We start from the raw sequence: 26,386 nt of genomic DNA on the forward strand, positions 1-26,386 counted from the left end.
ATTCAATGACTAATGTAAGGAGGGGAGTTAATGAAAATCATTGTTGGGATAACAGGAGCGACTGGAGCCATTTTTGGAATTAGGATTCTTCAAATGCTAAAAAGCAGTGAAGTGGAGACCCATTTAATCATGTCCCCTTGGGCACATGCGACCATTCAACATGAAACATCTTATTCTGTTAAAGACGTGGAGGGATTAGCTGATCATACCTATTCCTACAAAGATCAAGCAGCAAGAATATCAAGTGGATCTTACCGGATTGATGGCATGATCGTAGCACCTTGCAGTATGAAAACGCTAGCTTCCATTCGCATGGGACTAGCGGATAATTTATTAACGCGATCTGCTGACGTCATGTTGAAGGAAAGAAAAAAATTATTACTAATGACTAGAGAAACCCCTCTGAATACGATTCATTTAGAGAATATGACGGCGCTTTCCAAAATGGGGACTATTATATTCCCTCCGATGCCAGCGTTCTATAATCATCCTGAGAATGTTAACGATATCATTGACCACCTTGCTTATAGGGCGTTAGATCAATTTGAAATCGATACTCACGGTGCGAAACGGTGGGACGGAATGAAATATCGCACCAAAATATAACGGATTGCTAGTGAAGTAGGGAAAAAGGTGGGAAATGAATGGTATGGAAATGTCAGTAGAAGTTTTTGACTTGTTAAATGGTAAAGAGCTTGTCGACAAGCAGCATGAAGCCATGATGCTGTTGACGGTAAGTGAAGAAGGATGGCCGCATACTGCAATGATAAGCGTAGGTGAGATCGTAGCGATAAGCAGGAAGGAATTAAGGATTGGCCTATGGCCGGATACTTCGACTACTGCCAATGTCATTCGTACCCATAAAGCTACACTGGTTTTGTTTTGGAAAGGTAAAGCACAATATATCAGACTCTCATTAGAGAGATTAAAAGAGCTGCCAAATGCCCAATACAAAAGAGAAAGATTCCACGCCAAAATAATAGAGGCACGGGAGGATATGGCTAAGTACGCTGAAATAACCTCTGGAATTAAAATCGACTTGAAAAACCCTAAAGAAGTTGTTGAACGTTGGAGTGAGACCGTAGAGGACCTCCTTCAATAAAAACCCCAGACATCGACTTTAAGTTACTGGGAAATCTAAATTATCAAATAATAATTGTAAAAATCCGAACTTCATGTAAAATGGAATCATTACATGTATTTATAACTTGCCTATTCATTAACCATTAAAAAAAGCCCTTTTTTAATGAAAATTAATGAACTGACTGGCTATCTTAATTTCTCGATCAAGTTACCTTGATGGTGAAGTTAAGATAGCTTTTTTTATTAAATATGCTGGCTGGTTTATGTTAATAATCATGAAATGGGGAATGTCACTATGGAAATGTATGTAAAGGAATTGGGGAACAAAAGAATTCAAATTGCAGATTATCCTGGAGAGAAAGGGCCAATCATCGCCATACATGGTTTAACGGGTAATCATAAGCAAATGCATTATTATGCAGAAATGTTAAAGGGCGAGTACAGAGTCATCTCGATTGACTTGAGAGGGAGGGGAAATAGTTCGAGGGCAGATGTACAGTCTTCTCTTTTTAAACATGCAGAAGATGTAATTGAGTTAATTCAAGAATTAAAGATTAATAACCCGATCTTGATCGGGTATTCAATGGGAGCCTTCATCTCAAGCGTTGTAGCCAGCAAATTAACCTCGGTAAAGGCCCTGATATTATTGGATGGTGCGGCCAATTGCTCTCAACAACAAAGGGACATCGTACAACCTTCTCTAGGCCGATTAAGTAAAGAATATGAATCTCAAGAAAGCTATATTGCAGAAATTAAGGAAATCTATAGCCGTTTGGGTATCAAATGGACGGATCATCTGCAAAGTGTAGCGGAGTATGAGGTACATGAAGTGGATGGTCATTGGGAGAATAAATCAACAGAAGACAGCGTTCTTAGAGATTTCGATAGTTTTTATTCTTTTGTCCCTAAAGAGGTTTGTCGACTAATTTCCTGTAAAACGTTATTAGTGTATGCCAGTGGGGAAATAGGGGATTTTCCCCCTTTATTTTATGAAGAAGCCTATGATGATACGAAGAAATATACACCTGATATTGAAACGAGCGTTTCAACTTGTAACCACTATACAATGGTGTTTGAAAATAGGGCGGAGATCAACAAAGAGATAAAGTCTTTCTTAAAAAGAATTTGATTTTTTTGAAGATATTTTTTAAAAAAATATTGAAATTAACAGAAAATAGTGTAATATTATGAATATATAATAAACTTGATTATTGCCTATTCATTAGCTATTAAAAAATAACCTTTTTTAATAACAACTAGTGAACAACTGGCTACCTTAAACACCTGCTGTCAATTATTGATAGTAATGTTTAGGGTAGCCATTTTTGTCGTGATAATGTAAACGCTTAATGAATTTGGGGGTTTTACCGTTGAAAATCATTGATTTAACATTGGAACTTTATGATGGTCTAGTTACGGATAAAGATTTACCTGCAATAGGCATTAAAGATGAACCTCTTGAACATGAGGGGAAATCTGATTCACATCCTAAAGGCTGCCGTTCCAAGTTGATTTCTTTTTCTGACCATAGTGGGACACATGTCGGTGTGGCTCCACGTTACTCAGAAAACGGGGAGTCGGTTGAAAACATCAATCTGAAGAATATGTTTGGGGATGCCCTCATACTGGATGTAAGCTTGTTAAAAGCGGCACATGAACCTGTTACGAAAGATTTACTTGAAGAAGCGGAACGCCGGCAGGGAGTATATGTTGAAAAAGACGATATCGTCCTCATCAGGACATGGGGGAAGTCCTGGGGGGAAGAAGGCTTTTTTGAAGCACAGGCATTAGATGATAGTGTGGCCCAATGGTTAATTGAGAAGCAAATACATATTGTCGGGTTGGATTTGCCCAATGCCGATTTGAACCAGGATTCAGAAAGCGGAATTCATCAAAAATTACTGAAGAATGATATATATATCGTTGAAAATCTAGTGAATCTCGAAAAATTACCCAAGCATTCCCGTTTTCTTTTCTTCGGGATCCCTTTAAAACTAAAAAATTCAACAGCTTCACCTATTAGAGCACTATCGATACTTGACTCTCAATTAATTTAAAGAGGTGCAAACGAATGAGCGAAGGATTATTGTATTTCAAGGAAGTATATGATGTTGTACCAGGCTGGGTACAAAAAATGCACGATTATAGCCCTAATGCACTTGATCACTATACCAACTTGCGCAGTAACATCATGCAAGAGGGAGCCTTGACGAAGAAGGAGAAAGATATATTACTGGTCGGTATGAATGCTGCAAGGTTGTATGAACGGAGTATGGTTTACCATACAAAAGGGGCAATGGATGGTGGAGCAACATTACCGGAACTGGCGGAATACCTAATAGTTTCATACTTATATAACGGAACTAAGGCATTAAAAACTGGGATAAAGTCATTGGAATATGCCCTTGAACTTAAAGGGATTCGATATCCTGAAGGAAGTGGCCATAAAGAAACAACAGAAGAAATCCTGTTGTATATGATTGAGTTATTAGGTGATGAGGAAACGGGATTCGTCTCGAATGTTTTGAAACTGGTTAAATCGGAAGACCAAAACTCCCTTAAAGATTATATATTAAGTGACTCAGCTGTATCAAAAAGGCTAAAACATATCCTTATGACAGGAATATTCATTACAGAATTAAAAGGGAAACAGGTTGGGGAATGGATGGAGGCGGCAAGGGTAAATGGAGCTTCGGAAGTACAATTAGCGGAAGTGGGCCTCATTTGCTTATTGACTGCTGGAATACCTGCTTGGTTTGAGGCAAGCGATTCATTGATTGAAAATAAGTAACGTGAGATTGGTGGGGAAAACATGACGAAAGTACATCAAGATATAGAGGCAGCTTTATCTTGTGTGAAGAATGGTCATACATTAATGGTAGGTGGATTTGGCTTGATCGGGGCCCCTCTTACGTTAATAGATGGATTGGCCAAAAAGGATGTAGCAGGCTTAACCGTAATCAGCAACAATTTAGGCGAGAAAGGGAAAGGTCTGGGAGCTCTCCTAAGCCAGAAGAAAATAAACAAAGCGATCGGTTCTTATTTTACAAGCAATCGTGAAATTGGGGAGTTTTACCAACGTGGCGAAATAGAGTTAGAACTACTACCACAGGGAACATTAGCTGAATCCATTCGTGCTGGCGGTGCAGGCATAGGCGGTTACTATACGAAAACGGGTGTAGGGACCGATTTAGCTAAAGGAAAAGAAGAAAGGGAAATAAATGGGGCTACATATATTTTTGAACCTGCCATAAGAGCAAATGTAGCTTTAATCAGGGCGTGGAAGGCAGATACACTTGGTAATCTTGTTTATTATAAAACGGCTCGAAACTTTAATCCTGCTATGGCAACGGCTGCAGATGTCGTAATTGCAGAAGTGGATGAGATAGTTGAACCTGGAGAACTTTCGCCAGAAGAGATTGTAACACCGCATCTATTCGTCGATGGAATCATTAAGGCAAAGAAAATCCTGACGAAGGAAGGTGTGAAAGATTATGGGTGACAAAGAATTCATGCAAAATATGATAGCAAGACGCGCGGCAAAAGAATTGACGGGTCCTTGTATAGTGAACCTTGGAATCGGGATTCCGACCTTGGTTGCAAAGTACATTGATGATGAAAATGTTTTTTTCCATACGGAAAATGGATTATTGGGAGTTGCTGATGTAGAGGAAGATGAAATCGATCCCAATTTAGTCAATGCGGGCAAGTTACCAGTAGCGCAATCAATTGGGGCATCATTCTTTAATAGTGCAGAATCGTTTGCAATGATCCGTGGAGGTCACATTGATGTTGCCATCTTAGGTGTTTTGCAGGTAGGTCAAACCGGTGAAATTGCAAATTGGGCGGTACCAGGCAAGAATATCATGGGTGTTGGAGGAGCGATGGACCTGTTGGTTGGCGCCAAAAAAGTGATCGTGACCATGACACATACAAGTAAGGAAGGTAAAAGTAAAGTTTTAAAGAAATGCACCTACCCGATTACTTCCACTAGAAGCGTTGACATGATCATCACCGAGTTGGCTGTCTTTGAAGTTATTGACAAACAGTTGAAATTGATTGAATTGATGCCCGGTGTAACGATCGAAGAAGTAAGAGCAAAAACAGAAGCGGATTTTATCTATTAAATGTTAAAAAGGTGGATTAAATGAAAATACGTTCAGTAGAAGTATACATTATTGATTTACCCACAATTCGTCCTCATCAGCTTGCCATGCATACGATCGTGGAACAAACGATCATTCTTGCCCGTGTCATGGATGAAGAAGGCGCGGAAGGTTGGGCAGAGGTGGCGACAATAGGCGGGGCTTCATATGGTGAGGGGACGCCAGAGGCGATAAAAGTGAATATTGATACATATATCGCCCCGCTTATCATTGGTAAAAACCCCGTCCATTATGACAAAATCATGCATGAAGTTTCACTCAATGTTAGAGGAAATAATTTTGCGAAGGCTGTCGTTGAATCAGCCATGGTGGATTTGGTAGCCAGAAGGAGAAACATCCCTGCTTATGAATTATTCGGTGGACAAATTCATAAATCATTGCCGGTGGCATGGACTTTGGCAAGTGGGGATACGAATAAAGATATCGAAGAAGCGAAAGAATCCTTACACAAAAAACGTCATAATATCTTTAAATTGAAAATTGGCAAAGGGAATCCATATAAGAATGTGGAGCATGTATTGAAAATTATTGAAGCCGTGGGAGATCAAGCACGCATTACGGTTGATGTTAATCAGGCATGGGATGAAACAACGGCTACGTATTGCATTGAAGCCTTACAGGAAGGCGGGGTTTCCATGGTCGAACAGCCGCTGCCAGCTTGGGATAATGAAGGGATGTCAAGATTGACCGATCGTTTTAAGGTCCCGATCATGGCCGATGAGTCATTGAATTCTTTACAAGATTCATTTCAAATAGCTAAACATAGAGCAGGTAATTCATTCGCCTTGAAAATATGTAAACATGGCGGGATGACCCAAACGAAAAAGGTGGCTGCAATTGCTGAAGGTGTAGGTTTTGGTTTGTATGGAGGAACGATGATTGAATCATCACTAGGCACGGCCATTTGTGCCCAACTTTATTCAACCATTCCCAAATTTGAATTCGGTACTGAATTATTTGGTCCGTTACTTTTTAAAGAAAATATTACGCTAAACGAAATAAAATATGAGAATTATGAAATAATCATCCCGGATGGTCCAGGATTTGGCATGGAGATAGATATGGAAAAAGTAAAACATTTTTCAAGAGGTCTTTAATTAATATAAACTGGAAAGGGGATTATGGAAAACCCACTAGTTTATGCAAGTAATCTTGAGAGGATGTAGTTTTATATGGGACAGCCAACATTATTAATCACCGCCTATGCGAAGGCGCCACAAAATACGAGCATGTATGAAAATTATAAATACGCTGGGATGGTATTGGAAATTCACAAGGAAAGTCACATCATCATTAATGCAGAATTTACGTTTTTAACAACATTGGCCCAGGATTTTTTTAAGCGAATGATAGTTGGTTTTGATTTTAGTAAGGATATTGATTCTTTAATAGAGAATATTAAAACGGACTTTTTAGCTCCATCGCAGCAGTCGGTGATTGTTGCCCTGAAAATAGCTCACCAGAGATATAAGGATAGTTTAGAAGAAAGAAATAAAAATAGCAGGAGGTAGAAAATTGAGCAATGCAGTTATTATAGACTCGGTTCGCACCGCTATAGGGAAATTAGGGGGAGCATTGGAAAATGTTCCTGCCGATTTCCTGGCAGCTGCTGTCCTTGATGAAGTGATCAAGAGAGCGGATATTCCTAAAGAGAGTATTGATGAAGTGATCATGGGACAAGCCAAACAAAGTTCAGACGCGTCGAATTTGGCAAGAGTTGCATCACTCCGGGCAGGATTTCCTGTGGAAGTACCAGGTTATACCGTACACAGACAATGCGGATCCGGCATCCAGGCAATCAATTCTGCCAGTCAACAAATACAAAGCGGATTAGGAGATGTAATCATTGCAGGCGGAGCGGAATCAATGAGCACGGCCCCATACTATATGAGAAATATCCGTTTTGGATTGAAATCAGGGAATGGACAGTTATTGGACCCGAATACGGAAAGCCAGCCCGGTTCACAGCCTGTTGAAGATTACGGAATGTTAACGATGGGATTGACAGCAGAAAATCTGGCTGAAAAATATTCCATTTCAAGGACTGAACAAGATGAATTCGCTTTAAGGAGCCAAGAAAATGCAAGACGCGCAATTTCCACTGAAATATTCACGAAAGAGATCGTTCCCTATCAAATCAAAACGAAAAAAGGGTTAATGGAATTTAATGTGGATGAGCACCCAAGAGAAACCAGTCTGGAAAAGTTGGCTGATTTAAAACCGGTTTTCAAGAAAAATGGAACGGTGACCGCTGGAAATAGCAGTGGAAGAAATGATGGTGCATCCGCTCTGATACTAATGTCGGAAGAAGCGGCAAAAAGGCATGGTAAAAAGCCGAAAGCAAGAGTGATCGCTCAAGCGGCAGCAGGCGTATCACCGAATTTCATGGGGCTGGGGCCTGTCAACTCTACCTTGAAAGCGCTTCAAATGTCAGGGCTGAAACTGGATGATATTGATTTAATAGAACTGAACGAAGCCTTTTCTGCGCAAGCTTTGGCAGTTATCAAAGAATTGAAACTTGATATGAATAAGGTGAATCCTAACGGCGGTGCCATTGCCATGGGACATCCAATTGGTGCCACTGGTGCAATTTTAGCAACCAAATTAATACATGAGTTAGAAAGAACCGGAAAAAGATATGGGCTAGTCACACTATGTATAGCAGGTGGATTAGGAATCAGTACCATCATTGAAAATCAACAAATATAAAAACTTTATAAAAATTGGAGGAAGTATTATGAAGAATCAAAAAGTAATCGACGTTTATAACGGATTGGTAGTTAAATTCAAGGAATTAGTTAGTGAATATGAAATAGATCATAATGACTATCAAGCTCTTGTTGATTGGATGGATCAATTAGGCAGGGCTGGGGAAATTCCGTTATTTATGGATGTTTTCTTTGAAACGCATGCACTTCAGGAAATGTATAAAAGCGTAAAAGGAACGGAACCTACTATTCTAGGACCATATTACATTGAAAATACGCCAGTCGTTCAAAATCCCGGAATGCTGCCACAACGAGAAAATGAACCAGGTGACGCCCTTTACTTTTCAGGATCTGTTAAAGATGTTAATGGAAATCCGTTGGCAAATACCAAAATCGATATGTGGCAGGCTGATGCAAATGGTGAATACTCCTATTTCGCTGAAGGTATTCCAAATGATAATTTACGTGGTGTTTTTTATACGGATGCGAATGGTAATTTTGAAATAAAAACAGTTGTACCGGGTAATTATTCAATTCCAACAGATGGACCTTCCGGACAATTCTTAAAGTGGATCGATCATCATGCATTTCGTCCAGCACATTTACACCTCCTGTTCCAACCGGAAAATGGCGATAGATTAGTAACGCAAATATATTTCGAGGGCGATGAATATTTAGAAAATGATGTTGCACAAGGTGTTCGCGGAAGCTTAATTACGAAGTTAGAAAAACATTCAGGTGCAGAAAAAGGATTGAAAAATGATTATTATACGGCTCATTTAGATTTTGAACTAAGATTGCAAGATAAACCTGTTTTCAATAAAGCTGTTGTAAAAAACTAATCTTCGCTAAGAATATGAAAGCAAAGAATCTAGAAAAAAAGGGTAGTTTCCTTAGTAAATATATCTTTTAAACGAAAGTGTCTAAGTGGGTAATAAAAATAAAAAAGATGGTTTGTTGAACAATTCCAATCTTCATTATCTGATTTTTTGAAAACTTTCCGAGTTCCTATTTTGGAACTCGGAAAAATAAATTCGTAACGGATATTTTTAAAATGATGGGAGGCGGAAAATGCGTAGTGTAATTGCTTCGGATATCATTGCTGTCAGTAAATTTAACCGCTTTCATTTACTTGTTTTTCTTTGGTGTTTTTATGCCATAGCTTTCGACGGGTATGATATTGCGATGTATGGTGTGGGTTTGCCTTGGATGATGGAAGAGTGGGATCTAACTTCCATTCAGGCAGGGGCAGTCGGCAGTTATTCCTTATTCGGCATGATGATGGGGGCCCTGATTTTAGCACCGATCGCAGATAAATTTGGCCGGAAGAATGTTCTCGTCATTTGCATGATTTTGTTCAGCGTATTTACCTTGGGGGCAGGGATTGCACCCAACCTTACATGGTTTACCGTCATGCGTTTCATAGCGGCAATAGGCATGGGAGCTTTGATGCCGAATGTTATATCGCTAATGACTGAATATTCCCCAAAACAAAATCGGGCCATCATTGTAGCTGCGATGTATTGTGGCTATTCAATCGGCGGAATCATAGCATCGTTAGTGGGAATGTATATCATTCCTTATACGGATTGGCGTGTATTATACTTTATTGGGATTTTGCCATTACTTACACTTCCAATATTCATGAAGCAGTTTCCTGAATCCCTTTCCTACTATCTAGCAAAAAAGGAATTTGGTAAGGTTGTTGAAATCCTTAATAAGGTCAAACCAGAAGGGGATTTTAAAGAAACTGACGATTTCAGGTATAGTGAAGCTGAACAGAGGGGGAAAGGATCTCCAGTAAAAAAATTATTCACGAATAAACGGGCATTCAGCACGATTTCCATATGGATGGCTGTGTTCTGTACATTGATGATGGCTTACGGATTAAATACATGGCTTCCAAAAATGATGCAGGATTCCGGATTCAGTATCACCTCAAGCCTATCATTTAACCTGGTTTTATGCCTTGGTCAAATAGGAGGCTCATTAATCGGCGGTTATTATGCGGGGAAAATTGGGCATCGTAAAATTCTTGTTACACTATTCTTTTTAGGGGCCGTTACCTTTGTCGCATTGAGCGCTACGACTAATACCATCGGAGTATATTTACTTATTTTTATGGGGGGTGCATGTACTGTTGGTGCCATGAACTTAGCCAATCCGTATATCACAGAATATTACCCCCGTGAAATCCGTACGACGGGAATGGGCTATTCGCAAGCTATAGGCAGGATTGGTTCCATTCTCGCTCCTACTTTAATTGCCTTTCTTCTATCAACAGGCATGGATCCGAAGGTGGCTTTTGCTACATTTGCCCTGCCAAGTATCATCGCTGCGGTCGGTTATATTCTGGTCCAAGAAAAACATGGATCTTTTGACAGGGTAGTCAAGGAGGACACTGAAGAGGTAGAATCAGAGAAGACTGAAACTATCTGAAGAAATGATTCACAATTCAAAAAATAATCCCCTTGGTTGTTTATCTTTGCAACAAGGGGATCTGTTGTCAATGTTCCTAGGGGCTGCTCTTGAAAATATTAAACTCAGATTGATAAGTAATTGCAGGAAACATACAAGTATTTATGAAATTTCAATAGAATTAGTAGAACGATGTACTAATATTGGGCATTAGGTTAGGGGGAAAAATATTGAGCTCAGAATTAAAGGCAATAATAGACGATCGCACATCGGAACCGGTAACGGACGGATCAAAAAAAGGAAAACCGAGAACTGTTCGATGGTTCATCTTATCTCTCATTGCTTTAGTCACTTGTATTAATTACATTGACCGTGCCATCATTTCGCTTGCAGCTCCGAATATTCAATCCGATTTACATATTGATCCGGCTTTGATGGGAATCATATTTTCCGTATTTGGCTGGAGCTATACCTTTTCGATGCTATTCAGCGGCTATTTTCTTGATAAATTCGGTCCTAGGAAGGTTTACACGGTTTCCCTGATTTTATGGTCTGTATTTACATTCATGGTAGGAACCGCGAAAAATATATCGTCACTGATAACATATCGCATAGGGCTTGGTGCCTTTGAATCTCCCTCCATACCTACTAATGCCTGGTGTGTATCCGAGTGGTTTCCTAAAAAAGAACGTGCCACTGCTGTAGGGATTTATACGGGTACCCAATATATTGGGTTAGCCTTCCTGACTCCAGTTTTTACTTGGATCATCATAACTTTTGGCTGGAATTACCTGTTTTATATCGCCGGAATTATTGGGGTCCTTATTGGATTTGTTTGGTATGGATTCTATAGGAACCCTAGGGAACATAAGCGGATTTCTCAGGAAGAGCTAAATTATATCAAAGAAGGCGGAGGAATGATCGGTACTGAAGAGAAGCATCCTTTCTCCTGGAAACGAATAGGCCAACTGCTTAAACACCGTCAAATTTGGGGAATGTTCATCGGGCAATTTTCCATTCAAACCACTTTGTTTTTCTTTATGACTTGGTTTCCATCCTATTTGATTGATGAAAAGGGAATGACGATGTTAAAAACTGGAATTTATGCGAGTATCCCATACATTGTAGCCATATTAGGAACTCTCATTGGCGGCCGATGTTCCGATTGGATGCTGACTCGCGGTATATCAACAGGATTGGCACGTAAACTTCCCATTATAGTCGGATTGTTATTGTCTTGTTTGATTCTTGGGGGAAATTATACGGATTCACCAAACATAGTCATCACCTTTATGGCGATAGCATTTTTTGGACAGGGGATGGCATCAACAGTTACCGGTGCCCTTTTAGCTGATATTGCGCCGAAAGGAATGGTGGGCCTAACGGGCTCCTCACTATATTTCGTAGCTAACATTGGCGGGGCTTTATCGCCGTTAATCGTCGGTTTAATCATTAGTGCGACACATTCTTATGCAGCGGCGCTAACCTTCATATCCGTAGTGGCCCTAATTGGCGCTTTTGCTTATATCTTTCTTATCGGAAAAGTCCAGCGGATAGAAATCACAATGAAAAAATAAATGGAGAAAGGCGGAATTACATTGAAACTGAGTTTATGCACGACAGGATTTAAAGAATGGGACATAGAGGAAATAATAAATTGGCTGCTTCCTTTGCAAGCGGATGTTAAAGGACTTGAATTATGGAATAAGCATATAGAGCGATTTCAGGAGAAGCACGGACCACTGGACAAATTAGCCAAATTACTTGAAACCAATGATCTACAAATACCTTCCATAAGTGGATATACGACTTTTTCGAAACTATGGAACCAAAAAGAACATCAAAACGAAATCAATCAAGCAAGAAAATTGTTAGATATGGCTCATCAATTAAACTGCCCATTAATACGGACATTCGCAGGCCATATTGCATCAAGGAATGCCTCACCAGAGCAATGGTCGGAAACGGCTACCGAATTAAATAAATTAGGGCAAATGGCTGATCTATATGGAGTGGATGTAGCAATAGAAATTCACTATGACTCTTTTGCCGATAACCTCGAAGCCATTCATAAGCTTTTAGAAGATATCAACCATCCACGGATAAAACTGATTTTCGATGGTGCTAACTTATACGTTGATCAATTGAATCCGAAGGAGGTATTGGAATCCACCTTCCCCCATGTCAGCCATGTACATTTAAAAAATTATCACTACAATCATAAAGAGCGTTATAAAAACAAACCAGCACCCATTTTTAGTGGGGACGTTGACAATCTTCGTTTACTTGAAGAATTGAGAAAGCGAAATTATACTGGCTTTGTTTCTCTCGAGTATTTCGGCCAGGAAGGAATGCCAAACTTGCTTGCCTCAATAGAACAATGGAAACAACAACTGACATATTGATTACTTCTCGTATTTTACATGAAGATTATTAGGGCATTTCAATTTTTATTTAAATGATTTTGGACGATTCCGAATTCTCTATGGAAAGAACCGCGACAAATGGATTTAAAAAGGATTCCACCGGTACATGGGAGCTGCATAATTGACAGCTCTTATGATGCTAAAATAATTGAACAATTGAAGTATTTAGTGAAAGCTGCCGTATTTGGTGGCTTTTCATTATAATTGTGTTTTAATCAAATCTCTGGGGTATTGTAAAATGGTTGTGTGCGGCACTATCAACTATATGGACCGAGAGAACCTGGTGTGTCAGGTACCACTCTTCAGCAAGAATTAGGGCTAACTTCAACATGGCAGTAGCCTCTTCTGTAATCAATTTAAAATTTATGTATGGTGCCCTTATTAGCAAGGCTCAAGGTTGTAAAAAAGAATAATAAACTGTTTCCTATCTAGGGATGTAAGCGTTTTATTTGAACTCCATAAATTAATAAAATCACCGGTAAATTTGATCCATTATAATAAGATACTTACTCAATTAATTGATTAGGTTTAGTTCAAGAGCGTTATGACCCAAAAATGAGTATATAGGATCATCCAGCAGAAGGGAAGACTTCAGGTTTTTAAAAAGGAAAATCTTAAGGAGGATTAACTATGAGTAATCCATTGAAGGTAGAAAATGAAAATGTTTCTATATCCATTAAACATAGAAAACCATCTCGTGCTAGATTTATGATTCTTTCCCTTTTGTTTTTTGGAACTGCAATAAACTATCTTGATCGTACAAACATGGCAGTAGCCGCTTCTGCTATTCAAGATGATCTGGGATTAGATCCAGCTATGTTAGGGCTAATTCTTTCTGCCTTTGGTTGGACATACGCGTTCATGCAAGTTCCCGGTGGATGGCTAACCGATCGTTTTGGCCCTCGGGTGGTATATGGCATATCTCTTTTATTGTTTTCACTTTTTACTCTTCTACAAGGGTTTGCCAAAAACTTCGGGACCTTATTCGGACTGCGCCTTGGCCTTGGATTTGCAGAATCACCTGCCTTTCCTGCAAACAGCCGTGTTGTCGCCTCTTGGTTTCCACAAAGTGAACGCGCACTAGCTACTGGTGTTTACACAGCAGGTGAATATGTAGGGTTAGCAATCGCAACTCCTTTTCTATTTTGGCTATTGTCCTCTTTCGGCTGGCATTCAATCTTTATCGTGACAGGTATAATTGGATTGATTTTTGCTTTAGTTTGGTACAAGTTTTACAAGGATCCGAAGGACAGTAAGTATATTAACAAGGAAGAAATGGATTATATACGTGAAGGAGGTGGACTAGCCGATAGCGCTGGTCAAGGTCAAAAAATTAATTGGTCAAAGGCACGGCATCTTTTTAAGCATCGTCAATTCTGGGGAATCTATATTGGACAGTTTGCCGTTGCATCAACTCTTTACTTCTTTCTCACGTGGTTTCCCAGCTATCTTGTTCAAGAAAAAGGGATTACTTTGCTAAAAGCTGGCTTTATTGGTTCTATTCCATACATTGCTGCAGGGATTGGTGTGCTTGTAGGTGGTTTTTGGTCAGATAAAATGGTAAAACGTGGAGTGTCCGTTGGTGTTGCACGTAAAACCCCCATTATCCTTGGATTGTTGGGTGCTTGTACAATAATACTGGCCAACTATACAACGTCTATTGCTTTGGTTATCGCGGTTATGTCGTTCGCATTCTTTTCCCAAGGAATGTCAGCCATAACATGGACTCTAGTTTCAGATATGGCTCCAAAAGAGCTAGTCGGCTTAGCGGGCGGGATATTTAATTTTGCAGGAAACTTATCAGCAATTGTTACGCCTATCGTCATTGGAATAATTTTGAGCGCAACTAATTCATTCAATGGGGCCATTGTTTTCGTAGGTGTAGTTGCCTTAATTGGAGCTTTATCATACATCTTCATTGTAGGCGATGTTAAAAGGATTGAAATATCGGATAATGAATAAATGCCATTTTTACAGTGAAAAAGAGATGTTGAAAGCTCATGACAGATCTCCATGGGTGGTAAATTATACTTCATCGGAAATTGTTATGAGTCTTTTTAATATTCAATATTTACATAGAAAGAAAGATTTATTTTGGAGGTTGTTCTACAATTCCTTATATCTTGGCTATTATGCGGAAAAGGAATTTCCGAGATGGGAAGTATAGCATTGTTGCTACTGTTCGTAAAAGTACATATTTACGAACAGCTCATTTTTTTATAAGCATTAGGCAGGAATTAAAATGCTTTTTTAAAATTTCGGGGTATCACCTTGTTCTTTCTGCGATGCTTTATAATTTCCACTTTTGAGTGTTAAAAGTAAGCATATTTCCATTTTCAGTTAGGGATAAAGTGCATTTAAAAATAAGAATTATCCCACCGTCGATATGATTTGCTGGATACTAAAAAGGCTTGATTGTACTAGTTAAACCACAAAATATATTAGTTGATTAATATGGTCAATGAAACTATGTTATTAAACCTGACATGCTAATTGCTTTTTTTTTCATTACCAATTATATTTTTATAAAAATACCTTCCATTAAGTCTGTCTAAATCTCAGAAAAGAGTTTTTAATTGAAGTGATTAGTTATAAAGGAAAAATGAATGGGGAAAAAGAATGTGAGGCAATGGTCCAGAAAGGTAAAAAAATTATGCTAGTCCTCTTTAGTTAAAGGAATTTATAAACAAAGGTGGGGTTGGGATGGGCTTGTTAGGTAGAGTGGTTTTTTTAAAAAGATTACGGGATGAACTGTTGGAAAAAAGAAAACAAGGAGCCACTGACCTTCAAATTGATGAAATTGACAAGCAAATACGGAAGATTAATATAGAGATTCAGAATATGAGGAAGATGATGGAATAAATATTTTCTTGTTTTAAGAATAAAGTATGGACGTTTTTTCTTATTGAACATTACGTGCAGTAGCTCTATAGACTGTACAGAAAGGAATGAACCGCTTCCTTACATGTCGTGTCGCTTCGCTTCGGTATTAAATGATGCGCTAACGACTACCTGTATGACTCATGCTTCGCTTGAATTCGGTAGGTTCCTCTACCATTTATAGCTACTGCCGCTATATCGAACGAGCCGAAAGCCGTGAGATTAAGGCATTAGTAGAATATTTTTATACAAAACCATTTAAGATAAAAACCAACTTCATGACTTAATCTAAGGGTTTTTTCTTAAATTAGTAGGGAGTTGCATGGGCAACTTTTTTTCTATAGGTACTAAAGAGGCAGGTTAGTTCGGGGTATGGATGGTGATACTGTTAAGTGGTTTGATCATACAATTAAGATAGTAATTCGAAGGGGAGGATTAAAATGATTATTGATTGCCATTTTCATGTGGATGAAACAATGTTGACTCTAGAAAAAATGATAGAGGGTATGGATAAAAATGATGTAACCAAAACAGCGCTAATTGCCCCCATGAACGGAACAATGTTTGAATTGGATAGCATTTTTCAACAAGGTTTACAACACTTATTCCGTTTTCTAATTCTAAATGTACCTCAAATTGGGCTCGGAATTTATGATGGTCTAGTAAAGGATGGATATTTGAAACTTTATGGAAATTCATACAAGATTTTCACCAAGCCGGACAATGATATTGTTGCTACTGCAATTTATCGATTTCCAGACCGGTTTCTAGGCTGGGTAGCAGTTAACCCTTTGATTCATGTATCAGTGGAAGAAGTAGAATTATATCTTAATAAACCTGGTTTTATTGGGGTGAAAGCCCACCCATTCATGCATGAATATAGTATTAAGGCACTTGATCCAGTTGCAGCAATGTGTGAAACAAAAGGCATTCCCATGATTATTCATCTATCTTCCGAACCAGACTCCTATAAATACTTACCTGAAAATTACCCTAAACTTAAATTAATTTATGCTCACGCAGGCCTTCCTTTTTGGAAAAAACTATGGAACTACGTCAAGAATCAACCTAATGTATTTGTTGATACCTCAAGTGATTACCTTAATCCATTTATTGTAAAGAAGGCAGTGGAATCTTTAGGGTATCGTAAAGTTCTTTATGGCTGCGACGGACCATATGGAATGAAAAAATTTAATGAATATGACTATTTGACAAAGAAAAGTTGGGTTGATTCACTTCAAATTCCTGATAACCAAAAGGAATATATACTTGGAAAAAACTTTTTAGCATTGATTGATTAATTCAAAACTCTATCAATAGATCAGTTAGCAAGTGGGGTAAGGAAGTTCCCTTTTCATTGTGAATGTAGAGATTAACTGAAAATTATCAGTTAATCTCTACATCGGGTTCTTTCTGTTAGTTTGCTATGCAATTTTTAAATTGCTGTTCTAACTCATCTTTATTTAGGTCCTTTCCAATAAAAACAAGTTCACTTAGTCTTGTTTCACTGTCTTTCCATTTCCGATCTGGTCTTCCTGAAAATATCATATGAAGTCCCTGGAATACTATTCGTTGTTGGATTCCTTGTATATGAAGAATTCCCTTATACCGTAATAAATCTTCCCCTTTTTCTTGAACGAGGTAACTCATCCATTCATTTATCTTATCGAAATCGAGTGGCTTTTCTTCACGAAAGGCAATCGATGATACCTTATCATCATGATGGTGATGGTGATGATCTTCTAAGAAATGAGGGTCAATTTCTAGCTTGCGATTCACATCGAACGTATTAATTCCTAAAATATCTCTTAAATTAATATTGCAATTTTGAGCATGCATTCTCTTAGCTGCAGGATTCATGTTGATAAGTCTTCGCTCCAACGTATTCAGGTCGTCACCAGATACTAAATCCGTTTTATTTAGAATAATCACATCAGCGAAAGCAATTTGCTCTTGTACCTCATCATGACTATCCAAATGCTTTGTAACATGCTTGCTCTCCACGACAGTGACAATACTGTCCACTTCGAATTTTTCGGATAGTAATTCATCCATAAAAAAGGTCTGGGCAACAGGTGCCGGATCAGCTAACCCCGTTGTCTCAATCAAAACACGATTGAATTTTGTCTGCCCCTGTTCACTTGAAAAAACCAGAGTTCGTAGGATGCGAATTAAATCCCACGAACCGTACAACAGATGCAACCATTGTTCATTTCCAAGATTTCCTCATCAGCATCAACTACTAACTGGTTGTCTATTCCAACTTCTCCATAATCATTAACGATAACCGCGATCTTTTGATTGTGCTTTTCTGTTAGGATCCGATTTAAAAGCGTTGTTTTACCTGCACCTAAATAGCCAGTCAGAATGGTGACCGGGATTTTGTTTGTTTCTATCAAAGTCATATTTTTTCTCTCCATTTATTTTATTTTTGATACTCTAATTACTTTTTCCTTGTCTTTTGTTACCCCGGCAACGACTCCTTCTGCGCGTACAAAACTATCCCCAAGGAATGAGTGGCTTACTTTTTCTGTATAATCCTCATTAGCAAGGAGTGAATCGACGAAAGGAGAGGCATCCACATTAAAAACATTAATGTACGACAAAACAAGAAGACGATATCCTTAAGATATCGCCCTCTCATCATTTACCACGGGTTAATATTCCTCAATGGTCGCTTATTTTAAAGCTGATAAACTTCTGCTCCATCATTTCCTGCATCGCATATTTGACGCCTTCCCGGCCAACACCGCTGTCCTTCCAGCCGCCATAAGGCATATTATCAATTCGGTAAGTTGGGATATCATTGATTACGACTCCACCTGTTTCCAAGCGTTCCGCCGCATAAAAAGCTCGTTCTATACTCGGAGTCATCACTCCTGAGTTCAAGCCGTAACGCGAATCATTTGCATCATTGATGGCATCATCCAGCGTATCGAAAGGGAAAATGCAGACAATCGGACCAAATACTTCGAAACGAAATACCTTTGAGTCACGATTTACATTGGTTAAAACGGTAGGCAATAGTACATTGCCTTCTACTGTACCGCCGCACTCAATTTTTGCTCCTTCCTGTACTGCCTCATCAATCCAACTTTGTAACCGCTCCAATGATTTTTTTGAAATCACCGCTGTAATATTTGTATTTTCCTCGAGAGGTGAACCGATGACAAGCTGTTTTGTGGCACTGACGAAACGTTCTAAAAATTGTTGGTATAGTGATTTGTGGACATAAATCCGTTGAATCGAGATGCACACCTGCCCATTATTCGTAAATGAACCCATTACACTTCTTTGAATAATTTGATCGATGTCGACTCCTTCATCAATGATGAAAGGGGAATTGGACCCGAGTTCAAGTGTAAGCTTACGGAAGCCTGCCTGCTGCTGGATAAGGTGTCCGACCTCAACACTGCCTGTGAACGTCACTTTTTTTACATGTGGATGGGTCGTCAAGGCTTCACTTAAAACATCGCCTTTGCCAGGTATGATGTTCAATACTCCATCTGGCAACCCGGCTTCTTTAAAAATATCGGCAAGAACCAGTGAACTCAATGGGGTTTGTTCGGCAGGTTTTAACACAATCGAATTACCAGCGGCAATAGCTGGACCCACTTTATGGGCAACCAGATTAAAGGGAAAATTAAATGGGGTAATCGCGGTGACGACGCCAATCGGGGTGCGAACCGTGAAGCCAAAACGGTTTACCCCACCAACTGCCGCATCCATCGGGATTTGTTCTCCATAATTGTTCTTTGAAGCTTCTGCAGCGAAACGATAGGTCTGAACCGTACGATTCATTTCTTCACGAGCATTTCGAATCGTTTTCGCCGCCTCCAGAGAAATGATTCTTGCAAGTTCTTCACTGCGTTCTTCCATGATTGCTGCAGCTTTAAATAAAATTTCTGCTCGTGCATGAGCCGGGTAGGATCGGTATTTCTGAAAAGCAGCATTTGCCTCAACAATCGCTTCAATGGCATCCGCTGGCTCAGCCTGTCCGATTTGTGCAATTTCTTCGTTTGAATGGGGATTATATAATGGCTCATATGATTTAGCCTCCCGCCATTTACCACCGATCCACAATTGCCACTTTTTCTTCATCTGAAATCCCTCCAATAATATCTGCCTTTATAATTTACAAATATAATCACCTAGTGTTTTCGAGAGCTTTACATTTTCCGAATAATCGACATCCACATCAATCAAGACAATTTCCTGACTCGAAAGCGCTTCTTCTAATGCAGGTAGCAATTCATCGGAGTGGGTTACTTTCACACCTTTAACCCCAAAACTTTTTGCGAACCCTAAAAAGTCTGGATCTGTAAATTCAATCGCATTCGTACGATCAAATTTATTCAATTGTTTCCACTCAATTAGGCCGTATTTAGAATCATGGAAAATGACTATCACGAAGGTAAGACCTAGACGTTTTGCCGTTGCCAATTCAACTCCATTCATCAGGAAGCCACCATCCCCTGTAACCGCAATGACAGGTTTATCAGGCTTTGCCAATTTGGCTGCAATCGCACCGGGAATGGCAATTCCCATCGATGCAAAGCCATTAGAAATGATCGTGTGGTTTGGGATTTCCGGCTGATACATCCGGGCAATCCATAATTTATGGGCACCCACATCTGAAATGACAATGGCATTACCCTTTTCCGCCCTTTTCAAATCGGCAATGATTCGCTGAGGGATGATAGGGCTTCCTGATACATCATCCGAAGAATGAAATTTTTCAATGATTTGGGACCTTAACCTTTTCACCTCTGGCCAAAGTTCTTTTTTTGCTACACCAGTCGTCAAGGCTTCAAGTGCCTCCGTAACGTTCCCGACCAATTCTGCTTGAACGGGGTAATAAGCATCAATCTCGGCAGGTCGAGCATCAATATGAACAATCGGATTCATTGCCTCATCGTTCCAATACTTTGGCAAATACTCGACGAAATCATACCCGACGGTGATAATAAGATCGGCCAAATCAAATCCGCATAGAACATAATCCCTTGCTTGCATCCCTACTGTAAAAAGGGACAATGGATGGTCGGAAGGTAAAACTCCTTTAGCCATGAATGAATTCACAACGGGAATTTGCTTCTCTTCTGCAAATTTCCGCAAAACCTCAGAAGCTCCATCGCGGATCACGCCATTACCAGCTAGAATGATAGGCTTTTTAGCGCGATTTATTAATTCGAAGGCTTTTTTGATTTCTTCCTCGGCTGGGCGGGATCTAGGCATCGGTGTAACCGGAAGAGGTTCCCCTTCTGTATCCATCATCGCCACATCTTCCGGAAGTTCTATATGAACAGCTCCCGGCTTTTCAATGACAGCCGTTTTAAATGCTTTACGGATAATTTCCGGAATCGTATGCGGCACCTTAATTTGTTGATTCCATTTCGTTACTTCCTCGAAAACGCCAATAATGTCCACATACTGATGCGACTCTTTATGAATGCGATCAAGGCCCGCCTGACCTGTAATCGCGACAACAGGGGAATAATCCAGATAAGCACTTCCTATCCCTGTCAATAAATTGGTTGCACCCGGTCCCAATGTGCCCAAGCAGACGCCTGGCTTCCCAGTTAGCCGGCCATAGATGTCTGCCATAAAAGCTGCAGCTTGTTCATGATGAACCAAGATAAATTCAATATCAGAGCTTATTAGAGAATCAATAAGATCCGTATTTTCCTCACCAGGTATCCCAAAAATATATTGTACCCCTTCATTCTCTAAACATCTTACAAACAAATCAGATGCCTTCAAATTATTCCCTCCTCGACCATTTCAATTTCTTTCCTTATATGTTGGCTTTGCCCCCAAGAAATTATGTACTTGCGTGTATTAAAAACCATTTCGAGCATTTGCGTCTCTAAACTAGGAGGGGGAATATGGAAGTAGGAATGGTTTCGTGAAAAAAAAACATTTCTGCAGTTTGATAAAAAGTGCTTAAGCATGGTATAAGTGTAAAGGAAGCAGGGACATTCTGCTTTTTAATTTTGGGATAAGGGGTTAGCCTGGTAACCCATAATGAAAGGATTGGAATTTTAATATGATAGATAATTTTTGGCGTGATCTACCACGACCTTTTTTTATACTGGCACCAATGGAAGATGTGACGGATGTAGTTTTTCGCCATGTAGTGAGTGAAGCAGCCAGACCTGATGTGTTTTTTACAGAGTTTACAAACACGGAGAGTTATTGTCACCCAGAGGGCATCCGCAGTGTGCGTGGGCGTTTGACTTTTACTGAGGACGAACAACCAATTGTAGCCCATATATGGGGGGATAAGCCTGAATACTTTCGGCAAATGAGCATAGGTATGGCGGAACTGGGCTTTAGGGGTGTGGATATCAATATGGGCTGTCCTGTACCTAATGTGACACAGAATGGGAAGGGAAGTGGCCTTATCCGTCGTCCAGAAGTTGCAGCAGAATTAATACAAGCAGCAAAAGCTGGAGGATTGCCTGTAAGTGTAAAGACAAGGCTTGGTTACACGGATATAGACGAATGGCACGACTGGCTAACACACATACTGAAACAGGACATTGTTAATCTTTCCATTCATTTGCGTACAAGAAATGAAATGAGTAAAGTAGATGCTCATTGGGAACTAATCCCGGAGATTAAGAAACTTCGTGACCAAGTGGCACCAGATACGCTCTTGACGATCAATGGGGATATCCCTGACCGTCAAACTGGCTTAAAGCTCGCTCATCAATACGGTATTGATGGGGTTATGATTGGGCGTGGTATTTTCAATAATCCATTTGCCTTTGAAAAGGAGACGAAAGATCATAGCAGTAAGGAATTGCTTGATCTCTTAAGGTTGCATCTGGATCTCCATGATAAATATTCAAAATTGGAGCTACGTTCGTTTAAGGCTCTTCATCGCTTTTTTAAGATATATGTCCGTGGGTTTCGAGGGGCAAGTGAATTAAGAAATCAATTAATGAACACTAAGTCAACAGATGAAGCGCGTGCTTTGCTCGAAAACTTTGGGTCAAATAATCTCGATGGAGTGGGGGAACTGTAGAAATGTCCCCATTCATGGTAAAAGTGAAGTAGGACGTTTAACTGTTTTGCCCCAAAAGCTTTTTACTAAGCTGTTAATTGAATAATGTGAAGGCGGTATTGAACCGCACTCAATCCCGCCAATTCTTGCTTTCTATGTTTGTTATTATAGTAATCTATATTGGGTTATGACAAATAAAAGCAAGTTACCGGGGAAAATCATTATTTCTTCAATATTTTTAGACATACAAGCAAAAAACAAAGATGAACCTAAGGCTCAAATCCTTGTAATAACAGGGGTTTGGGCTTTTTTATTTTGTCCAACTAGATGCCGTTTTGTTCAACATTAGTGATTTGCTCACATTTTTGCGGGGACTTCTTAGGGCGGTTGTAGAAAATATCAGCCACTTCATCATCATATGGGCGTAATGCTCTCCCTCCAAGAGGTCAGTTTAATCCATAATGTGTTTTTAGTATTAGGTGGCGTTTATTAAAGTGTGAATAAAACGGCTTGACAATATACCCCTATAGGTATATTATGAACTCACGAGTTATCAATGAATAAACTCACGAGTAAAATGTTCAAACTCACGAGTAAAATACCCAAACTCACGAGAAAATGAATAAATTCTCAATAATTGCTTCGGAAGAAGTGACCTTGGGACTGAGCTTCTTAATCGGAAATGGAACTAATGTAATCGGTTATGATATTAACGATTGTAAATAGATGGGGGGCGGAGTATGGAGTATGATAAAAGTGTCATTAATCGGTTGAAGCGGATTGAAGGACAAATCAAGGGTGTTCTTGGAATGATGGAGCAGGGAAAAGATTGCAGGGAAATCGTCACTCAGTTGTCGGCTGCGCGAAGTGCCATCGATAGGACCATGGGTGTTATCGTAAGTGCCAATCTTGAGCAATGCGTTCGGGAAAACGTCGAGAATGGAGAGGGCACTGATCATCTAGTCAAGGAAGCGGTTAATTTACTGATAAAAAGCAGGTAAAAGAATTGACCTGAACTGTTGAAAAAGGAGTGTTATTCATGTCTTATATTTTACAAGTGGATTTTAAAATGGAGGGACCTTTCGGCAACGAAATGGTAAAAGAATTTACAGATTTAGCAAAAAGCATTAATAGTGAAGAAGGCTTGATCTGGAAGATTTGGACCGAAGACAGTGAGGCAAAGGAAGCAGGCGGCATTTATCTGTTTGAAACGAAGGAGTCCGCATGTAAGTACTTGACGATGCATACAGCTCGGTTACATGGGTTTGGTATAGAGAAGGTTAATGGAAAAATTTTTGAAGTAAATGAAGGGCTGACTTCAATCAATCATGGACCAAGCAAATAAAGATAACCATTTATTTTAGCGAAGTGGGTTGACGCACTATATTTTTTAGCATAATATATACCCCGCTGGGTATAAGTGTAAAAAATGAAATTTCATTCAGGGGGAAGCATAATGACTGAAAAGAAAAGAACGACGATCATTTTATTTAGTGGTGATTATGATAAGGCAATGGCCGCTTATATCATTGCAAATGGGGCTGCGGCTTACGATCATGAAGTGACCATCTTCCATACGTTCTGGGGATTGAATGCTTTAAGGAAGGATGAGCCGATTTCATTAAAAAAAGGATTTCTTGAAAGAATGTTTGCGAAAATGATGCCGCGTGGTTCTGATAAAATGGGTCTATCAAACATGAACTTTGCTGGGATGGGTCCCAAAATGATTAAACACGTGATGAAAAAGCATAACGCCATGTCACTCCCAAATTTAATTGAGTTGGCCCAAGAACAGGAAATTAAACTGATAGCCTGTACGATGACAATGGATTTATTGGGCTTGCAGCAAGAGGAATTATTGGATGGAATTGAGTATGCAGGTGTTGCGGCGTATTTAGCTGAAGCAGAGGATGGAAATGTAAACTTATTTATATAAATGGGGGGGGGCACATGGGAACTATATTTAACCTCATCATATTAGGTTTCATTGTTTGGTTTTTATATCAGCGCTTTGTCCCTGTAAAGGGGATAAAAAATATAAATGCGGCTGAGCTAAAAGCTGTGTTGAATAATAAGGGAAATAAGCAATTGATTGATGTCCGTACTCCTAATGAATATAGGGGCAATCACATAAAGGACTTTAAAAACATTCCTTTAAACGAACTTGGCAAAAGGGTGCAAGAACTGTCAAAAGATAAAGAAGTGATTGTAATCTGCCAAAGCGGGATGAGGAGCAGTAATGCTAGTAAAACATTGAAAAAACTTGGATTTAAAGAAGTCATCAATGTAAAAGGCGGCATGAGTTCTTGGCGCGAATAAAAGGAGGTTCTTATAAAGATGAAAGAAATTTTACCGAATGAAGTGAACGCATTATTGAAGGGTAACTCGCCAGTCCACATTATTGATGTGAGGCAGGTAGATGAAGTAAAAGCAGGGAAAATACCACATGCTTTGAACATCCCGTTGGGTCTGGTGGAATTTAGAATGCAGGATTTGGATAAATCAAAAGAGTATATCATGGTTTGCCGGTCAGGGGGCAGAAGTTCAAGGGCAGCACAATTACTTGAGGATCATGGATATAAAGTATTGAACATGATGGGTGGTATGAATGAATGGGAAGGTCCCACAGAAAAATTTTAAATTCAAATATACCCCCATACCTATAATAGAAGGAGGAAATAAAATGATAAAAACAAATTCCGTTTTGGATGCAAAAGGTTTAGCCTGTCCAATGCCAATCGTAAAAACGAAAAAAGCCATGAATAAGCTGGAAGCGGGGGAAGTACTGGAAGTTCAAGCAACTGATAAAGGGTCAACCGCCGATATGAAAGCCTGGGCGGAAAGTTCAGGTCACCAATACTTGGGTACGGTTGAAGAAGGAACGACACTAAAACATTATCTTCGGAAAGCAAGCGGAGAAGAAACAGAAGTGAAGAAGCATGAAAAAATCATTTCCAATGAAGAACTTCTACAAGTGATGGAAGAAAATAGAAATATGGTCATCCTGGATGTACGAGAATCCGCAGAATATGCTTTTAATCACATTCCAGCAGCAAGATCCCTTCCAATGGGTGAATTGGAACAACGTATGGGTGAACTGGATATAGAGTCAGAGATTTTCGTGATTTGCCGTACAGGCAGCCGGAGTGATCTTGCTGCACAAAAACTGACCGGTGCTGGATTTGAACAGGTATTCAATGTTGTACCCGGCATGAGCCAATGGAACGGTCCTTCCCAAAAATCCATGAATGAATGAAAACTATAAAATGGAGGATTAGATCATGACTAACAAAGTAGCCATATTCGCAAGTAATGGTGGTTTATTTGATGCATATAAAGTGTTTAACATCGCAACGGCAGCGGCAGCAACAGATCAAGAAGTGGCCATTTTCTTTACTTTCGAAGGTTTGAACTTAATTCATAAAGACGCGATTGGAAAACTTCCTCTGCCTGAAGGTAAGGAGCATTTTGCCGAAGGGTTTAAAAAGGCCAATGTTCCTTCCATTCCTGAGTTAGTTACTATGGCACAGGAAATGGACGTCAAGTTTATTGGGTGTCAAATGACCATGGACGTATTGGGCATGGAAAAAGAAGCTTTCGTTGATGGTATCGAAGTAGGTGGAGCGGTCACATTTTTGGAGTTCGCGAAAGATGCTGATGTTACATTAACCTTTTAATGAAGGAAAAATTTTT

Annotated in this window: 27 protein-coding genes and 1 pseudogene; 25 read left to right on the forward strand and 3 right to left on the reverse strand. The window is 39.5% G+C overall.

What is annotated here, in order from left to right:
- Window positions 1–30 precede the first annotated feature (30 nt).
- The 17 genes from AC0VX1_RS10340 to AC0VX1_RS10420 all read left to right on the forward strand — a co-directional run bounded on the left by AC0VX1_RS10340 (window position 31) and on the right by AC0VX1_RS10420 (window position 16,982).
- On the forward strand, window positions 31–606 hold the full coding sequence (locus AC0VX1_RS10340) for a non-oxidative hydroxyarylic acid decarboxylases subunit B (RefSeq protein ID WP_230136163.1): 576 nt from the start codon (window positions 31–33) through the stop codon (window positions 604–606).
- A gap of 34 nt (window positions 607–640) precedes the next feature.
- The gene (locus AC0VX1_RS10345; RefSeq protein WP_098936086.1) at window positions 641–1,102 is read left to right on the forward strand and encodes a pyridoxamine 5'-phosphate oxidase family protein; all 462 of its coding nucleotides are present in this window, start codon (window positions 641–643) and stop codon (window positions 1,100–1,102) included.
- 276 nt (window positions 1,103–1,378) lie between these two features.
- The gene (locus AC0VX1_RS10350; protein ID WP_475471084.1) at window positions 1,379–2,212 is read left to right on the forward strand and encodes an alpha/beta fold hydrolase; all 834 of its coding nucleotides are present in this window, start codon (window positions 1,379–1,381) and stop codon (window positions 2,210–2,212) included.
- Window positions 2,213–2,453: 241 nt separating this feature from the next.
- Window positions 2,454–3,140: a cyclase family protein gene (locus tag AC0VX1_RS10355; protein ID WP_475471086.1), complete on the forward strand. Its 687-nt coding sequence runs from the start codon at window positions 2,454–2,456 to the stop codon at window positions 3,138–3,140.
- Between the two features lie 14 nt (window positions 3,141–3,154).
- Window positions 3,155–3,874 (forward strand): carboxymuconolactone decarboxylase family protein, encoded by a 720-nt coding sequence (locus AC0VX1_RS10360; protein ID WP_475471088.1) that lies wholly within the window; start codon window positions 3,155–3,157, stop codon window positions 3,872–3,874.
- A 21-nt stretch (window positions 3,875–3,895) separates the two neighbouring features.
- A complete protein-coding gene (locus AC0VX1_RS10365) occupies window positions 3,896–4,585 on the forward strand; it encodes a CoA transferase subunit A (RefSeq protein ID WP_413004140.1) in 690 nt (229 codons plus the stop codon).
- Window positions 4,578–5,210 carry a 3-oxoacid CoA-transferase subunit B gene (locus AC0VX1_RS10370; RefSeq protein WP_098865449.1) on the forward strand — a complete coding sequence of 211 codons (633 nt, stop codon included), beginning with the start codon at window positions 4,578–4,580 and terminating at the stop codon, window positions 5,208–5,210. Before AC0VX1_RS10365 ends, AC0VX1_RS10370 begins: the two co-directional genes overlap by 8 nt.
- 20 nt (window positions 5,211–5,230) lie before the next feature.
- Entirely contained in the window at window positions 5,231–6,346 is a 1,116-nt protein-coding gene (locus AC0VX1_RS10375) for a muconate cycloisomerase family protein (RefSeq protein ID WP_377420765.1), read from the forward strand.
- A 75-nt stretch (window positions 6,347–6,421) separates the two neighbouring features.
- Window positions 6,422–6,760, forward strand: coding sequence for a DUF3870 domain-containing protein (locus tag AC0VX1_RS10380; protein ID WP_048687694.1), 339 nt, complete (start codon window positions 6,422–6,424; stop codon window positions 6,758–6,760).
- Between the two features lie 4 nt (window positions 6,761–6,764).
- Window positions 6,765–7,958: a thiolase family protein gene (locus tag AC0VX1_RS10385; RefSeq protein WP_475471091.1), complete on the forward strand. Its 1,194-nt coding sequence runs from the start codon at window positions 6,765–6,767 to the stop codon at window positions 7,956–7,958.
- A 28-nt stretch (window positions 7,959–7,986) separates the two neighbouring features.
- The gene (locus tag AC0VX1_RS10390) at window positions 7,987–8,799 is read left to right on the forward strand and encodes a dioxygenase family protein (RefSeq protein WP_048687696.1); all 813 of its coding nucleotides are present in this window, start codon (window positions 7,987–7,989) and stop codon (window positions 8,797–8,799) included.
- A gap of 229 nt (window positions 8,800–9,028) precedes the next feature.
- A complete protein-coding gene (locus AC0VX1_RS10395; protein ID WP_475471093.1) occupies window positions 9,029–10,396 on the forward strand; it encodes an MFS transporter in 1,368 nt (455 codons plus the stop codon).
- Window positions 10,397–10,605: 209 nt separating this feature from the next.
- On the forward strand, window positions 10,606–11,952 hold the full coding sequence (locus AC0VX1_RS10400; protein ID WP_413024117.1) for an MFS transporter: 1,347 nt from the start codon (window positions 10,606–10,608) through the stop codon (window positions 11,950–11,952).
- A 21-nt stretch (window positions 11,953–11,973) separates the two neighbouring features.
- Window positions 11,974–12,780, forward strand: a complete 807-nt coding sequence (locus tag AC0VX1_RS10405) for a sugar phosphate isomerase/epimerase family protein (protein WP_413024118.1) — start codon at window positions 11,974–11,976, stop codon at window positions 12,778–12,780.
- 663 nt (window positions 12,781–13,443) lie between these two features.
- Window positions 13,444–14,763, forward strand: coding sequence for an MFS transporter (locus AC0VX1_RS10410; protein ID WP_413004173.1), 1,320 nt, complete (start codon window positions 13,444–13,446; stop codon window positions 14,761–14,763).
- Window positions 14,764–15,504: 741 nt separating this feature from the next.
- The gene (locus AC0VX1_RS10415) at window positions 15,505–15,663 is read left to right on the forward strand and encodes a hypothetical protein (protein WP_156324934.1); all 159 of its coding nucleotides are present in this window, start codon (window positions 15,505–15,507) and stop codon (window positions 15,661–15,663) included.
- Between the two features lie 524 nt (window positions 15,664–16,187).
- Complete coding sequence (locus AC0VX1_RS10420) at window positions 16,188–16,982, forward strand: amidohydrolase family protein (RefSeq protein WP_475471096.1); 795 nt, start codon at window positions 16,188–16,190, stop codon at window positions 16,980–16,982.
- A 115-nt stretch (window positions 16,983–17,097) separates the two neighbouring features.
- Here AC0VX1_RS10420 and AC0VX1_RS10425 read toward each other — a convergent pair.
- From AC0VX1_RS10425 to AC0VX1_RS10435, 3 genes and pseudogenes are all read right to left on the reverse strand, one after another.
- Window positions 17,098–18,086: pseudogene (locus AC0VX1_RS10425) on the reverse strand (CobW family GTP-binding protein).
- 262 nt (window positions 18,087–18,348) lie between these two features.
- Window positions 18,349–19,782 (reverse strand): aldehyde dehydrogenase family protein, encoded by a 1,434-nt coding sequence (locus AC0VX1_RS10430; RefSeq protein ID WP_413011296.1) that lies wholly within the window; start codon window positions 19,780–19,782, stop codon window positions 18,349–18,351.
- A gap of 27 nt (window positions 19,783–19,809) precedes the next feature.
- Window positions 19,810–21,444, reverse strand: coding sequence for an acetolactate synthase large subunit (locus AC0VX1_RS10435; protein ID WP_475471098.1), 1,635 nt, complete (start codon window positions 21,442–21,444; stop codon window positions 19,810–19,812).
- A 286-nt stretch (window positions 21,445–21,730) separates the two neighbouring features.
- Between AC0VX1_RS10435 and AC0VX1_RS10440 the strand changes: the two genes are divergently transcribed.
- The 8 genes from AC0VX1_RS10440 (at window position 21,731) to AC0VX1_RS10475 (ending at window position 26,370) form a co-directional block, all read left to right on the forward strand.
- Window positions 21,731–22,714, forward strand: coding sequence for a tRNA dihydrouridine synthase (locus tag AC0VX1_RS10440; RefSeq protein WP_106028673.1), 984 nt, complete (start codon window positions 21,731–21,733; stop codon window positions 22,712–22,714).
- Between the two features lie 719 nt (window positions 22,715–23,433).
- Entirely contained in the window at window positions 23,434–23,694 is a 261-nt protein-coding gene (locus AC0VX1_RS10445) for a metal-sensitive transcriptional regulator (RefSeq protein ID WP_034312817.1), read from the forward strand.
- A 38-nt stretch (window positions 23,695–23,732) separates the two neighbouring features.
- On the forward strand, window positions 23,733–24,038 hold the full coding sequence (locus AC0VX1_RS10450; protein WP_475471100.1) for a monooxygenase: 306 nt from the start codon (window positions 23,733–23,735) through the stop codon (window positions 24,036–24,038).
- A gap of 111 nt (window positions 24,039–24,149) precedes the next feature.
- Window positions 24,150–24,629, forward strand: coding sequence for a DsrE/DsrF/DrsH-like family protein (locus tag AC0VX1_RS10455; RefSeq protein WP_475471102.1), 480 nt, complete (start codon window positions 24,150–24,152; stop codon window positions 24,627–24,629).
- Window positions 24,630–24,643: 14 nt separating this feature from the next.
- A complete protein-coding gene (locus AC0VX1_RS10460; RefSeq protein ID WP_475471104.1) occupies window positions 24,644–25,012 on the forward strand; it encodes a rhodanese-like domain-containing protein in 369 nt (122 codons plus the stop codon).
- A gap of 18 nt (window positions 25,013–25,030) precedes the next feature.
- Window positions 25,031–25,333, forward strand: coding sequence for a rhodanese-like domain-containing protein (locus AC0VX1_RS10465; protein ID WP_475471105.1), 303 nt, complete (start codon window positions 25,031–25,033; stop codon window positions 25,331–25,333).
- A 43-nt stretch (window positions 25,334–25,376) separates the two neighbouring features.
- Complete coding sequence (locus tag AC0VX1_RS10470; protein WP_413011308.1) at window positions 25,377–25,949, forward strand: sulfurtransferase TusA family protein; 573 nt, start codon at window positions 25,377–25,379, stop codon at window positions 25,947–25,949.
- A gap of 25 nt (window positions 25,950–25,974) precedes the next feature.
- Window positions 25,975–26,370, forward strand: a complete 396-nt coding sequence (locus AC0VX1_RS10475) for a DsrE/DsrF/DrsH-like family protein (RefSeq protein ID WP_475471108.1) — start codon at window positions 25,975–25,977, stop codon at window positions 26,368–26,370.
- Window positions 26,371–26,386 lie beyond the last annotated feature (16 nt).

This window comes from Peribacillus sp. QJM3NY_7, from assembly GCF_056173225.1.